Source organism: Salinimicrobium flavum (assembly GCF_042684505.1).
In the GTDB taxonomy this organism is placed as follows: domain Bacteria; phylum Bacteroidota; class Bacteroidia; order Flavobacteriales; family Flavobacteriaceae; genus Salinimicrobium; species Salinimicrobium flavum.
Genome location: NZ_JBHULT010000006.1, coordinates 340,578 through 353,308, shown reverse-complemented (window position 1 = coordinate 353,308; position 12,731 = coordinate 340,578). Strand labels below are relative to the sequence as shown.

General features: G+C 42.5%; 10 protein-coding genes. 7 read left to right on the top strand and 3 right to left on the bottom strand.

Annotated features, from left to right (window positions below):
* Positions 1-777 (bottom strand): THC0290_0291 family protein, encoded by a 777-nt coding sequence (locus tag ACFSTG_RS04915; RefSeq protein WP_380749043.1) that lies wholly within the window; start codon positions 775-777, stop codon positions 1-3.
* A 184-nt stretch (positions 778-961) separates the two neighbouring features.
* On the opposite strand from ACFSTG_RS04915, the gene gdhA reads away from it, so the two are divergent.
* The 7 genes from gdhA (at position 962) to ACFSTG_RS04880 (ending at position 10,854) form a co-directional block, all read left to right on the top strand.
* Positions 962-2,305: an NADP-specific glutamate dehydrogenase gene (gene gdhA, locus ACFSTG_RS04910; protein WP_380749041.1), complete on the top strand. Its 1,344-nt coding sequence runs from the start codon at positions 962-964 to the stop codon at positions 2,303-2,305.
* A gap of 152 nt (positions 2,306-2,457) precedes the next feature.
* A complete protein-coding gene (gene recO / locus ACFSTG_RS04905) occupies positions 2,458-3,177 on the top strand; it encodes a DNA repair protein RecO (RefSeq protein ID WP_380749039.1) in 720 nt (239 codons plus the stop codon).
* Positions 3,177-5,579 (top strand): TonB-dependent receptor, encoded by a 2,403-nt coding sequence (locus ACFSTG_RS04900; protein ID WP_380749037.1) that lies wholly within the window; start codon positions 3,177-3,179, stop codon positions 5,577-5,579. The genes recO and ACFSTG_RS04900 overlap by 1 nt, the downstream gene beginning before the upstream one ends.
* A 121-nt stretch (positions 5,580-5,700) precedes the next feature.
* Positions 5,701-9,102, top strand: coding sequence for an isoleucine--tRNA ligase (gene ileS / locus ACFSTG_RS04895; protein WP_380749035.1), 3,402 nt, complete (start codon positions 5,701-5,703; stop codon positions 9,100-9,102).
* A gap of 4 nt (positions 9,103-9,106) precedes the next feature.
* Positions 9,107-9,490, top strand: a complete 384-nt coding sequence (locus ACFSTG_RS04890; protein ID WP_380749033.1) for a TraR/DksA family transcriptional regulator — start codon at positions 9,107-9,109, stop codon at positions 9,488-9,490.
* A gap of 69 nt (positions 9,491-9,559) precedes the next feature.
* Positions 9,560-10,141: a hypothetical protein gene (locus tag ACFSTG_RS04885; protein ID WP_380749032.1), complete on the top strand. Its 582-nt coding sequence runs from the start codon at positions 9,560-9,562 to the stop codon at positions 10,139-10,141.
* A gap of 74 nt (positions 10,142-10,215) precedes the next feature.
* Positions 10,216-10,854, top strand: a complete 639-nt coding sequence (locus ACFSTG_RS04880; RefSeq protein WP_380749029.1) for a lipoprotein signal peptidase — start codon at positions 10,216-10,218, stop codon at positions 10,852-10,854.
* Here the strand turns inward: ACFSTG_RS04880 and ACFSTG_RS04875 are convergent.
* Together ACFSTG_RS04875 and ACFSTG_RS04870 are read right to left on the bottom strand one after the other, a co-directional pair.
* A complete protein-coding gene (locus ACFSTG_RS04875; protein WP_380749028.1) occupies positions 10,851-11,264 on the bottom strand; it encodes a response regulator in 414 nt (137 codons plus the stop codon). The two genes, ACFSTG_RS04880 and ACFSTG_RS04875, sit on opposite strands and share 4 nt — an antisense overlap.
* A 5-nt stretch (positions 11,265-11,269) precedes the next feature.
* Positions 11,270-12,721: a PAS domain-containing sensor histidine kinase gene (locus ACFSTG_RS04870; RefSeq protein WP_380749027.1), complete on the bottom strand. Its 1,452-nt coding sequence runs from the start codon at positions 12,719-12,721 to the stop codon at positions 11,270-11,272.
* Between the last annotated feature and the right edge of the window lie 10 nt (positions 12,722-12,731).

Here is a 12,731-nt window from a genome sequence, read left to right as displayed (position 1 = left end):
CTAGAAGTTGAGGTAGTAGATATAGCCCACATTCAGCCAGAACATCATGTCGTTGAACTTGTTCTGCGGATTGTCATGATCAAGGCCGTCGATCCAGTCAGTGTCGTAATACCGCACCTGCATGTTCATAACCAGATCACTTACCACATTTAGTTTATACCGCATACCTGCACCGGCGGTTATCCCCCAGGTACTTCCCGGTTCCTGCTGCACGTAGCCCTGGAAAGTGTGAAAAAGGTTATCTTCAAGTGGTCCCAGTTCAGAATAGGTGTAAGGATCATAACTTACAAAGTTGAATCCAAGACTTATGAAGGGTGCAATGGGATAGGCGAACGCGGTATAGTCCCTAATGCTGAAAGGAAAGTATTCCAGGTGTGCCCCCATTTCAAACACCTTGGTGTTCCCTATCATAGCGCGTAGTTGCCTGCCTCCCGGATTATCCCTTCTGGCAGTTTCCCCAAAATGGTGCAATTCTCCCTCATGATAGTCGATCTCTGCCCTTATTCTGAAGTGATCGTTGAAATACGTGTCCCTGGTATAGCAATCACAATCGGCACGATAGGCAAAATTGAGGTAATAGACCAGGCCAACCCCAATTCCGGTATTGGAGGTATTGGTTTCCATATTATACCTTAATCCATAATCTGTATAATAGGCGACCGGTCCGGCGACGATCCCTATTTCCTGTCCCAGGATCCCAACCTGTGCGAGTGCGCCTGCTTTTCCGAAGAAAAAAAGAAGGAAACCCAGAAGTAAGGATTTGGAAATGTTGATCATAAGAAAATATCGCGTCTAAGCAAATATATAAATTATGTGCAAAGAAAGCAGGAATTATTAGGGCTTCAGAAATAGATGATATTCATCAGGAATATCAAAATTATAAAGCCAGTTTTTTGAAGAAAATGTATATTTGCACGGAATCGTAAAAAACGTTTTCGTTAATGATAATTTAGCCTAAACTATGGAAAAAAATGTACAAGATTTTCTAGATATCGTATCTAAGAGAAATAGTAATGAACCGGAGTTTTTACAAGCCGTTCATGAAGTAGCAGAAACAGTTATTCCGTTCATTGAAAAGAATAAAAAATACCAGAACAAAATGTTGTTGGAGCGTATGGTGGAACCTGAACGGGTGATCATGTTTCGTGTGCCATGGACAGATGACCAAGGAAATATCCAGGTGAACAGAGGGTTCAGGATACAGATGAACTCTGCCATTGGGCCTTATAAGGGAGGACTTCGTTTTCACCCTTCAGTAAACCTGAGCATACTTAAATTCCTTGCATTTGAGCAGGTATTCAAGAATAGTCTTACCACCTTACCAATGGGTGGAGGAAAAGGAGGTTCAGATTTTGACCCAAAAGGTAAATCTGATAACGAAGTTATGAAATTCTGCCAGAGCTTTATGACCGAACTTCAACGTCATATTGGTGCCAATACAGATGTGCCTGCGGGTGACATTGGAGTTGGAGGCCGGGAAGTAGGATATCTTTTTGGGCAGTACAAGAGACTTAGAAATGAATTCACCGGAGTATTGACCGGAAAAGGCCTTTCTTACGGCGGATCTTTAATTCGTCCTGAAGCTACAGGTTACGGGAATGTCTACTTCACTGAAAATATGTTGAAGACCAAAGGAGATTCTATTAAAGGAAAGACCATTGTGGTTTCAGGCTCTGGAAATGTTGCTCAATTTGCGGCAGAAAAAGCTACCCAACTTGGCGGGAAAGTAGTAACCATGTCAGATTCTTCAGGATATATCTATGATGAAGAAGGTATCTATGCAGAAAAACTTGCTTTTATCATGGACCTTAAGAACGTGAAGCGTGGAAGGATCAAAGAATATGTTGACCAGTATCCAAAAGCAAAATACTTTGAGGGTGAGACTCCATGGGGTATCAAATGTGATATTGCTTTGCCATGTGCCACTCAGAACGAACTTCACGAGAAAGATGCCAAAACCCTTGTTGGTAATGGTACTATCTGTGTAGGAGAGGGCGCGAACATGCCTTGTACTCCTGAAGCAATCGCTGTTTTCCAGGATGCGAAGATCCTTTTCTCTCCGGGGAAAGCTTCAAACGCAGGAGGTGTTGCCACTTCAGGTTTGGAAATGTCTCAAAACTCTCTAAGGTTTAACTGGACCTCCGAAGAGGTTGATACTAAACTTAAGCAGATCATGAATGATATTCACGCTCAATGTGTGAAATATGGTACTGAAGAAGAAGGATATGTGGACTACGTTAAAGGAGCCAACATTGCCGGATTCGTAAAAGTTGCAGATGCTATGCTTGCTCAGGGAGCAGTGTAATATTCTTAAATAAACTACTGAAAAAGCCGCATTTGCGGCTTTTTCTTTTTTAATGCTTCTGAAGATTTATTGTTATTTTTGATCGTTCCCAAATTCCTTCAGTAGAAATCGAAAATAGAACTGGCGGAAGACCCCGGAAATACATCTTTTAAATGCTGATCACAACTAAAGGTATCGTTCTGAGTTCCCTGAAATATGGTGAAGCCGATCTTATCGTGAAATGCTTCACAGAAAAAAGTGGTTTAAAGACCTATCTGGTCAGGGGGGTGCTAAAGTCTCGAAAAGGGAAAATTAAAGCCTCTCTTTTTCAGCCTTTGACCCAAGTGGAATTAGTGGCCAACCATAAAGACAAGGGAACCCTGGAATACATGCGGGAGGCAAAACTTTTGACACCTTATCAAAGTCTTCATACAGATATTCTTAAATCTACCGTAGTGATGTTTCTTGCAGAAGTACTGCGGAATACTATCAAAGAGGAAGAACCTAACTTGCCATTATATGGTTTTCTTGAAAACAGCCTCGGGTGGTTTGATGCAACAGGAAGTGCGGCTAATTTTCACTTACTTTTTCTACTGAAGCTTACCAGTTATCTTGGTTTCTATCCTGATGAAAGTCAGGGGGATGAGCCTGTTTTTAATCTAATAGACGGCACTTTTCAAACCATCAAGACTAACAATGAATGTGTAACCGATGAAAATGTTCCTGTTTTAAGGCAGCTGTTGGGCACAGACTTTGATACTCTATCGAACGTGAAAATGAACCAGATATCCCGTACGGGATTTTTGTTTTTACTGCTCAATTATTACGAAATACATCTGCAGGGTTTCAGAAGACCGAAATCCCTGGCGGTCCTTAATGAGATATACAGTTAATGCGGTTCTTTATAAGTTTTGCCTTCTTTTTGTTCTTTGTGTGTTCCTGGTCACAGGAGGTGACCGTGATCGACAAAGTTACCGGGGAGCCCATCTTTAATGTAGCTATTTTCAATAAAGACAAATCCAAGAACTCATTAACTGACTTTGACGGCAAGGCAGACCTTTCCAAATTCTCTCCATCTGAGATCATTTTCTTCAGGCATGTCTCTCACATGGAATATCATACTACCCGGCGCCAGATCATTCAGCGGGGGAACAGGGTAGTAATGGAACCAAACCAGAATCAACTTGAAGAGGTCGTTATCTCCGCCTCGAAATTTGACCAGCGTAAGAGGGACGTTCCTCAGCGGGTGGTGAGCTTGAATCAAAAGGATATAATAGCAGCGAGTCCTCAAACGGCCGCAGATCTTTTGGAGAGTTCGGGCCAGGTTTTTGTCCAAAAAAGCCAGTTGGGCGGTGGAAGTCCCATGATAAGAGGCTTCTCAACGAACCGCCTTTTGATCACCGTAGACGGGGTAAGGATGAATACCGCAATTTTTCGCGGCGGGAACGTACAGAACGTGGTTTCTATGGATCCTCTGGCAGTAGAGCGAACAGAAGTGATTCTTGGGCCGGGATCTGTGATCTATGGGAGTGATGCAATAGGCGGGGTCATGAACTTTTCAACGCTTTCTCCCGGATTTTCGGTGGCCAAGGGAGGATCTTTCTCAGGCAAATCTTACGCCCGCTATGCAACGGCTAATGAGGAAAAAACGGGTCACGTCGATCTCTCCTTCGGAAGGGAGAAGTGGGCATTATTGACCAGTGTAAGCTATTCAGATTTCGGTGATATGAGGATGGGAAGCTATGGGCCACCGGAATACCTGCGTCACGAATATGTAAAAAGGGTAGACGGCCGGGATGTGGTTGTTCCCAACGACGATCCCGAAGTGCAGGTGCCAACGGGCTACGACCAAATAAGTTTTCTTCAAAAGGTACGATACAGGCCCAGCCATGACTGGGATTTTAATCTGGGGGTCATCTATTCCACTACCTCAGATTATCCTCGTTACGACCGGCTCTATCGCAAAAAGGATGGGCAATTAAGGGCAGCAGAATGGTATTATGGCCCTCAGCGATGGCTGCAGACAAATTTTAATATCAAAAAAGTTGGGAATGGGATCATTTATGATGAGGCAAAATTCACAGCTGCTTACCAAATTTTTGAAGAAGGCCGTAATGACCGTGACTTTGGGAAAGAGTTGTTATATGAGAATGATGAGCGGGTGGATGCCTGGTCTGCAAATCTCGATTTTGAAAAAGAATTCTTTGGCAGTTCATTATTCTATGGGCTGGAATATGTGTTGAACAATGTAAGTTCTTCCGGTAAGGTTAGGAACATAGTGGCCGGCAATTCGGTTCCCGGATCTTCAAGGTATCCCGATGATTCTTCCTGGCAATCTTTGGCTGCCTATACAAGCTTTCTCTGGAAGATAAACAGGGATCTTACGCTACAAAGTGGAGTCCGTTATAACCACCTTCTTTTGGATGCTACTTTTGAGAATAAGATTTATGATTTTCCTTTTTCCGAAGCAAACATAAATACCGGGGCCCTCACCGGAAGTGCAGGGTTGAACTGGCAACAGAGCAAGGTTCTGGGTTGGCAGCTTAATTTTTCGACCGCTTTTCGCGCACCAAACATTGACGATGTAGGGAAGATCTTTGATTCTGAACCTGGATCTGTAGTGGTCCCCAATCCCGGATTAAAACCTGAAACTGCTTATAATGCTGAGCTAGGAATGCGGCTTAATTTTAACCGGATCGTACAGCTGGAGGTCTCGGGATATTATACCTATCTGGATGATGCGATGGTGCGGCGGGATTTTGATCTTAACGGTCAGAAGACCATTGATTACCAGGGGGAGCCCAGCAGGGTACAGGCCATTATGAACGCTGCCAGTGCGTATGTATATGGTTTCGAAGCCGGAGGAAAGGTAAAATTATCTGAAAAACTTAAGGTGACTTCTCAGGTAAGCCTTACCAAAGGTGAGGAAGAGCAGGAGGACGGTACCGAAGCTCCCTTAAGGCATGCCGCTCCGTTCTTCGGAAATTTACACCTGATATGGGAAAATGATAATCTAAGATTTGATATTTTTGCCGAGTATAACGGCGAATTCAGCTTTGATGAACTTGCTCCAACAGAACAGGACAAACCTTATCTCTATGCCATCGATCTCAACGGAGATCCATATTCCCCTGAATGGTACACCCTTAATTTCACTTCCCAGTACCAACTGGGCAAAAGTTGGTTGGCAACCGTCACACTTGAAAATATTACCGATCAACGTTACAGGACCTATTCTTCCGGAATTGCGGCAGCAGGTAGAAATCTTATCCTCGCCCTGCAATATTCCTTTTAAAAAATACCTGCTGGTGCGGCAGCAGGCCAAATTAGTTGTTCCTCAACAGGTTTTCCCAAATTAACCCCGTCTATTTATCAAAATTCGTTATTTTCGCGCAACTATTTGAAAGAACGAACTAATGAGCGTACAGTTCCCTGAATATAAAGGACTTGACTTACCGAAAGTCGCAGAAGAAATTCTGGATTTTTGGAAGGAGAATGATGTTTTTGAAAAAAGTATATCCTCCCGTGAAGGTAATGAGCCCTTCGTGTTTTTTGAAGGACCTCCTTCAGCTAACGGATTGCCGGGAATCCATCATGTTATGGCCCGTGCCATTAAAGATATTTTTTGCCGTTTCAAGACCCAGAAAGGTTACCAGGTGAAACGTAAAGCCGGGTGGGACACACATGGTCTCCCTATAGAACTTGGAGTGGAAAAGGAGCTGGGAATTACCAAAGAGGATATTGGTACAAAAATTAGTGTTGAAGAGTATAATGAAGCCTGTAAAAGCGCGGTAATGCGCTATACAGATGTATGGAATGACCTAACCGAAAAAATGGGTTACTGGGTGGATATGGATGATCCTTATGTCACCTATAAATCAAAATACATGGAAACGGTCTGGTGGCTGCTTTCCCAGATATATAACAAAGGCCTAATTTACAAGGGTTACACTATTCAGCCGTATTCCCCCAAAGCCGGTACGGGTTTAAGTTCTCATGAACTAAACCAGCCAGGGACTTACAGGGACGTGACTGATACCACCGTGACGGCCATGTTCAAGGCTAAAAAGGAAACTCTGCCCGATTTTCTTGCAGAAAAAGAAGGAGAGCTATTTTTTATAGCCTGGACCACCACCCCATGGACCCTTCCTTCAAATACAGCCTTAACTGTAGGTCCTGCGATCGAATATGTGACGGTGAGGACTTACAACCAGTATACCTTTCAGCCCATAACGATCATAGTCGCCAAAAACCTTGCAGAAAAGCAGTTTGATAAGAAGTTTAGAAAAGTTGAAAATGAAGAGGCTTTGCATCCTTTCAAACAGGGAGATAAAATTCCTTTCTTTATTGAAGAAAGCTTCACCGGAAAAGACCTTTTGGAAATAAGATATGAGCAGTTACTGCCTTATGCGAAACCATATGAGAATCCTGAAAATGCTTTCAGAATAATTTCCGGGGATTTTGTTACCACCGAAGATGGTACTGGTATTGTTCATACCGCTCCTACCTTTGGTGCAGATGATGCTATGGTAGCGAAACAAGCTACTCCGGAAGTGCCGCCGCTTCTCGTGAAAGATGAGAATGATAATCTTGTACCGCTGGTGGACCTGCAGGGTAAATTCCGTGAAGAAATGGGGGAATTTGCCGGGAAGTATGTGAAGAGCGAATACTACGATGAGGGTGAGGCTCCTGAAAAATCTGTGGATGTTGAACTGGCAATTAAGCTAAAGGAAGAGAACCGCGCATTTAAAGTTGAAAAATATGTTCACAGCTATCCTAACTGCTGGAGAACAGATAAACCTATTTTGTATTATCCGCTGGATTCCTGGTTCATTAAGGTGACAGATTTTAAGGACAGGATGTATGAACTAAATCAGCAAATAAACTGGAAACCAAAATCTACCGGGGAAGGAAGATTTGGTAACTGGCTGGCCAATGCCAACGACTGGAACCTATCAAGGTCAAGATATTGGGGAATTCCATTACCTATCTGGCGGACAGAAGACGGGAAAGAAGAGATCATCATTGGCACTATTGAAGAATTGAAAGTTGAAATGAACAAGGCGGTGGCAGCCGGCTTGATGAAAAAAGACCTTTTTGCCGAATTTGAAACAGGGAACCTGAGCGATGAAAATTATGACAAGGTAGATCTTCATAAAAATGTTGTTGATAAGATCACCTTGGTCTCAGATTCAGGGAAACCAATGAAACGGGAAGCAGACCTTATCGATGTTTGGTTTGATTCCGGTTCCATGCCCTACGCCCAGTGGCACTACCCAATGGAAAATGCCGAAAAAGTAGAAAAAACATGGCGAAAAGCCGATTTTATAGCCGAGGGTGTTGACCAGACCCGTGGCTGGTTCTATACGCTGCATGCCATTGCCACCATGGTCTTTGATGATGTGGCCTATAAGAATGTAGTTTCGAACGGACTCGTTCTGGACAAAAACGGACAGAAAATGTCCAAACGTTTGGGGAATGCTGTAGATCCTTTTGAAACCCTTGCCGCTTTCGGTCCCGATGCTACCCGTTGGTACATGATCTCCAACGCCAATCCATGGGATAATTTGAAATTTGATATTGAAGGAATTTCAGAGGTACGACGTAAATTTTTTGGTACACTCTACAACACTTATTCCTTCTTTTCGTTATATGCCAACATTGATAATTTCGTTTATTCTGAACCTAATGTTCCCCTGGCAAAGCGACCCGAAATAGACAGGTGGATATTATCAGAATTACATACATTAATAGCAAAAGTAGACGGTTTCTATTCAGAATATGAACCTACCAAGGCCACCAGGGCGATTTCAGAATTTGTCCAGGAAAACCTGAGTAACTGGTATGTGAGACTCTGCAGAAGGAGATTCTGGAAGGGAGAATACGGACAAGACAAGATCTCTGCCTACCAAACTCTCTATACCTGTCTTGAAACTGTGGCCAAATTGGGGGCTCCCGTTGCACCGTTCTTTATGGATCGGCTATACAAAGACCTCAATACAGGAACCGGAAAAGAAGACTTTGAATCTGTACATTTGTCAGAATTTCCGAAAGCCCAGACAGATTTTATCGACAAAGTGCTTGAAAGACAGATGGAAAAGGCACAAACGGTGTCGTCCTTAGTGCTTTCATTGAGAAAGAAAGAAATGATCAAGGTAAGACAGCCTTTACAAAGGATCATGATCCCTGTGCTCCATGAGCAGCAACGCAAGGAGATTGAAGCAGTGGCCGAACTTATCAAGTCTGAAGTGAATGTAAAGGAGCTGGAATTAATAGATGATGCTTCGGGCATTCTTGTTAAACAAATCAAACCGAATTTCAAGGTTCTTGGACCCCGGTTTGGAAAGGATATGAAGGCTGTAACCCAGGCTATCAGTGGTTTTTCTGCAAACGATATTCAAAAAATTGAGCGGGAAGGAAAAATCGAAGTTGAGGTTAATGGGAAATTGCTTACATTAGAATCTGAAGATGTCGAGATCACTTCACAGGATATTGAAGGTTGGCTGGTAGCCAACTCAGGGAATATCACAGTGGCTTTGGATATTACCATTTCCGAAGATCTGAAAAAAGAAGGAATTGCGAGAGAACTGGTGAACAGGATCCAGAATATTCGTAAAGATTCCGGTTTTGAAGTGACAGACAAAATTGATGTGACCCTACAAAAGGACGGTACTGTCGAGGAGGCCGTTCAACAAAATATTGAATATATAAAAACGGAGACTTTAACTGCAAATCTCGACCTTGCAGAAGAAGTTAACAACGGAATGGAGATCTCGTTCGATGAGGTAGTCACCAGGCTGTTTATTAAAAAACATTAGAACTATGTCAACAGAAGTAAAAGAACGCTACAGTGATGCAGAGCTGGCAGAATTTAAGACGTTGATCCTCGCCAAGATCGAAAAGGCGAAGGAGCAGCTGGAGCTTTACAAAAGTGCTTACATGAATGACGGGAACAACGGTACAGATGATACCTCACCTACATTCAAAGCTTTTGAAGAAGGAAGTGAAACCATGAGCAAAGAAGCTAATTCACAATTAGCTATTCGCCAGGAGAAGTTCATTCGTGACCTGAAAAATGCGCTGGTGCGAATTGAAAGTAAAACATACGGTATCTGCCGTGTGACAGGTAAATTGATTGCAAAAGAACGGCTTAAACTTGTTCCTCATGCCACCCTAAGCATTGAAGCAAAAAATATGCAGAAATAAATACTTTTAATTGTAATGAAGCGCTCCCAACCTTCACTGGTTTGGAGCGCTTTTTGTTTTGTATAAATCATGAGAAGCATCTTACTGCTATTTATTCTTTTGCTGAATTCTGTCGTTTTTGCCCAGAAGGAAACTTCAGGAGTAATTGATGCGCGAGGTATTAACAAGCTGGTCTTGTCAAGTGATGAGATCTTCAGGATACATATTACCACTAAACCTGGAGAGTTTATTTCTGTCAAATCTAAATCTGACGGGGAATACTTCAATGATATCAGCCTTGACTCAGAAGTAAGACAGGGAACCCTGTACCTTAATTCCCGCTACAGAAAAAGTTTCCAGGGAGGTTTTGATAAATTAAGCGCCCATAAGGTATTCGCTATGGAGGTTGAGCTTGAGACCCCTCCCGGCATGAAGGTGGAAATACTTTCCAATCTTGCATCAGTTTATATGGAAGGAGGTTATGAGGAGGTGCTGATTCAGTTAAAATCGGGTTCCTGTTATATGAGTGATTTCAGCGGGAATGCGGTTGTGAATACCTATGACGGCAATATTGAGGTCTTTACCTCAAATGCGATCATAGAGGCCAAATCCCGACATGGAAAATTGCTGTTGCCTCATGAAATGACGGGAAATTCACAGGATATTCCTTAATAGTATCAATGGGAACATTAAGGTTCAGGAAACTAAATAATATTAGTATTTTTGAGCGATCCAAAAAAAAATCGATGTCGTTAAAGAAAGCTTCCCTTATTATCATTTTGATCCTGTTAATCGATCAGATCTCTAAATTCTATATTAAGACCAATTTTGCCCTGGGAGATGAGATAAAGGTATTTGAATGGTTCAGGATCTTATTCGTGGAGAACGAAGGCATGGCCTGGGGAGCTAAAATACCCGGCGAATACGGAAAATTGTTGCTTACAAGTTTCAGGCTGGTGGCTATTGTAGGGATCGCTTACTGGCTTTGGGATTCGGTGCGTAAAAATGGATCTAAAATATTGATCGTTGCTATATCAATGATCTTTGCAGGAGCTTTCGGTAATATCATTGATTCTGTTTTTTATGGAGAGATCTTTAATCACAGTTACAACCAGGTTGCAACATTTCTTCCCGAGGAGGGAGGATATGGGACTTTACTGCACGGGAAGGTGGTAGATATGCTTTATTTTCCTTTATGGTCTGGATACCTTCCGGAGTGGATCCCTTTCTGGGGCGGACAGTATTTCACCTTTTTTGAACCGGTTTTCAATATAGCAGATTCGGCTATAACTACCGGGGTCTTCCTACTGCTTCTCTTTAATAAAAAAGCTTTTCCCCAGGAGGAGAAAGAGAGCGGAAAAAAGAAAACCGAAGCGGTATATTAGGCCACACTCCTGTCAAAGATTTTTTCGAATCTTTTAAGCTCAATAGGTTTAATGAGATAATCTGTAACCATATTGAAGGACTTGGCTCTTTCGAGATCACGGGGATCAATGGAGGAACTAACCACGTACAGCGTTATCTTCTTATTGAAATTGTTCTTGATCTTAATAAATTCACTCAGAAATTCCCAACCATCCATAACGGGCATGTTAAGATCCAAAAAGATGATGTCGGGCAAATGGTCTTCGCTCAGATTTTCCAGGATAGGCCTGAAATAGTCAAGGGCTTCTTTACCGTTCTTAAAAATGATAAGGTTGCGGGATAGTTTTTTGATCTCAATGATCTTCTTAACCAAATTCACATAGATCTTATCGTCATCAATGATGCAGGCAAGCTCTATTGGGTGTTCCATATCTTCTAAAATTTGATTTTAAATGTGGTGCCAATGTTTACCGTACTGGTGACAGAAATACTTCCTCCCATTGCTTCCACCTGGTTCTTGGTTATGAACAGCCCAATACCGTTTGCTTCAGGGTGCCTGTGGAAGGTTTTATACATGCCAAACATTTTGTCTCCATGCTCATCCAGATCAATTCCCATCCCATTGTCACTTACTTCCAGGAAACATTCTCCTTTTTCTCTGTAAGTCTGAATGTAAATGATGGGTTTTCTGGATTTTTGCTTGTATTTAATGGCGTTTGTAATCAAATTTAGTAAAATACTCTCCAGATACTCAGAAATGTAATTTATTTCGTTCAACTTATCGAAATCGGCGATGATCTCCGCATTTTCCCTTTTGATCAGAGAAGAAGTTGAGGCGATAACCACTTCAAGGGAGTCTTTGAACTTTACTACCTGGGGTTCTTTTTTTAAAGTGTTTTGACGTGTAACTATCTCATTAAGATCTTTTATTGCCAGTTCCAGGTTCTCTGAAATGTCCTCTACGTTGGCTAGCAGATCGAGTTTATCCTGGCTGCTTCGGGCTTCTCTGAGCAACTGACTAATAAGACTAAGGTTGCTGCTGTGGGAACGCAATTGGTGGGAAACTATATGGGCGAAATTAAAGAGTTTGGAATTCTGGGAGGCTATTATGTCCAGAGAATTCTGAAGGTTGAGTTCATTGGTCTTTTGTTCATCAATATCCTGGTATACCCCGCGGATCCCTATGATCTCCTGCTCATTGTTATATACGGGTTTTCCTGTGGTTCTCACCCAGAACTCCCTGTTGTGCAGGGTGCGCATTTTGATCTCTACTTTAAAGGGAATGCCGTAGTGGGAGCATTTTTTGAACATCGCTGCTACCTTCTCATGATTTTCGGGAGCATAGAACCTTAGTTTGTCATCGGGATTGGGTTCATAGTCCATAGGGCAGTCCAGGATCTTTTTGGTGACGTTGTCCCAATAAACTGCATTGGTCTTGACATCCAGGTACCAGCCGCCCGTAGAGGTCATTTCTGCAGTCTCCCTATAATAGAAAAAGTTCTCTTCTATGGTGTACTGGTCACGTTTTGCCTGATGGATGTTGACGAAAAGAAGAACAGCAGTATCTGCCAGGCCTTTGTCCCTTCTATTAAGGTTCCTGCATTCAAACCAACGGTACTTTCCGTTTCCAAGTTTTAGCCGCAACTCAATATTGAAAGGTTTTTGGAGGGAAGTGAAATCTTCGAAATGCTGCCTGAAGTCGTAGCGGTAGTCCTTGTGAAGAATATGATTTAAGAAGTACCCGAACTTGTCTCCCCCGGGATCTGGATTACCGGTTAAATGGGTGAAATGTTCAGACCAGGAAATCTCTTTTGTCAAAAGGTTGATTTTCCAGTAAGCGACATCAAAATCTTCCAGAATACTGTTTAACTGGAGGTCGTTGAGCATTAAGATTTCC

Coding starts and splice junctions, on each gene's coding strand:
- ACFSTG_RS04915 (WP_380749043.1), bottom strand. CDS start 777: ATGATCAACATTTCCAAATCCTTACTTCTGGGTTTCCTTCTTTTTTTC.
- gdhA (WP_380749041.1), top strand. CDS start 962: ATGGAAAAAAATGTACAAGATTTTCTAGATATCGTATCTAAGAGAAAT.
- recO (WP_380749039.1), top strand. CDS start 2,458: ATGCTGATCACAACTAAAGGTATCGTTCTGAGTTCCCTGAAATATGGT.
- ACFSTG_RS04900 (WP_380749037.1), top strand. CDS start 3,177: ATGCGGTTCTTTATAAGTTTTGCCTTCTTTTTGTTCTTTGTGTGTTCC.
- ileS (WP_380749035.1), top strand. CDS start 5,701: ATGAGCGTACAGTTCCCTGAATATAAAGGACTTGACTTACCGAAAGTC.
- ACFSTG_RS04890 (WP_380749033.1), top strand. CDS start 9,107: ATGTCAACAGAAGTAAAAGAACGCTACAGTGATGCAGAGCTGGCAGAA.
- ACFSTG_RS04885 (WP_380749032.1), top strand. CDS start 9,560: ATGAGAAGCATCTTACTGCTATTTATTCTTTTGCTGAATTCTGTCGTT.
- ACFSTG_RS04880 (WP_380749029.1), top strand. CDS start 10,216: ATGTCGTTAAAGAAAGCTTCCCTTATTATCATTTTGATCCTGTTAATC.
- ACFSTG_RS04875 (WP_380749028.1), bottom strand. CDS start 11,264: ATGGAACACCCAATAGAGCTTGCCTGCATCATTGATGACGATAAGATC.
- ACFSTG_RS04870 (WP_380749027.1), bottom strand. CDS start 12,721: ATGCTCAACGACCTCCAGTTAAACAGTATTCTGGAAGATTTTGATGTC.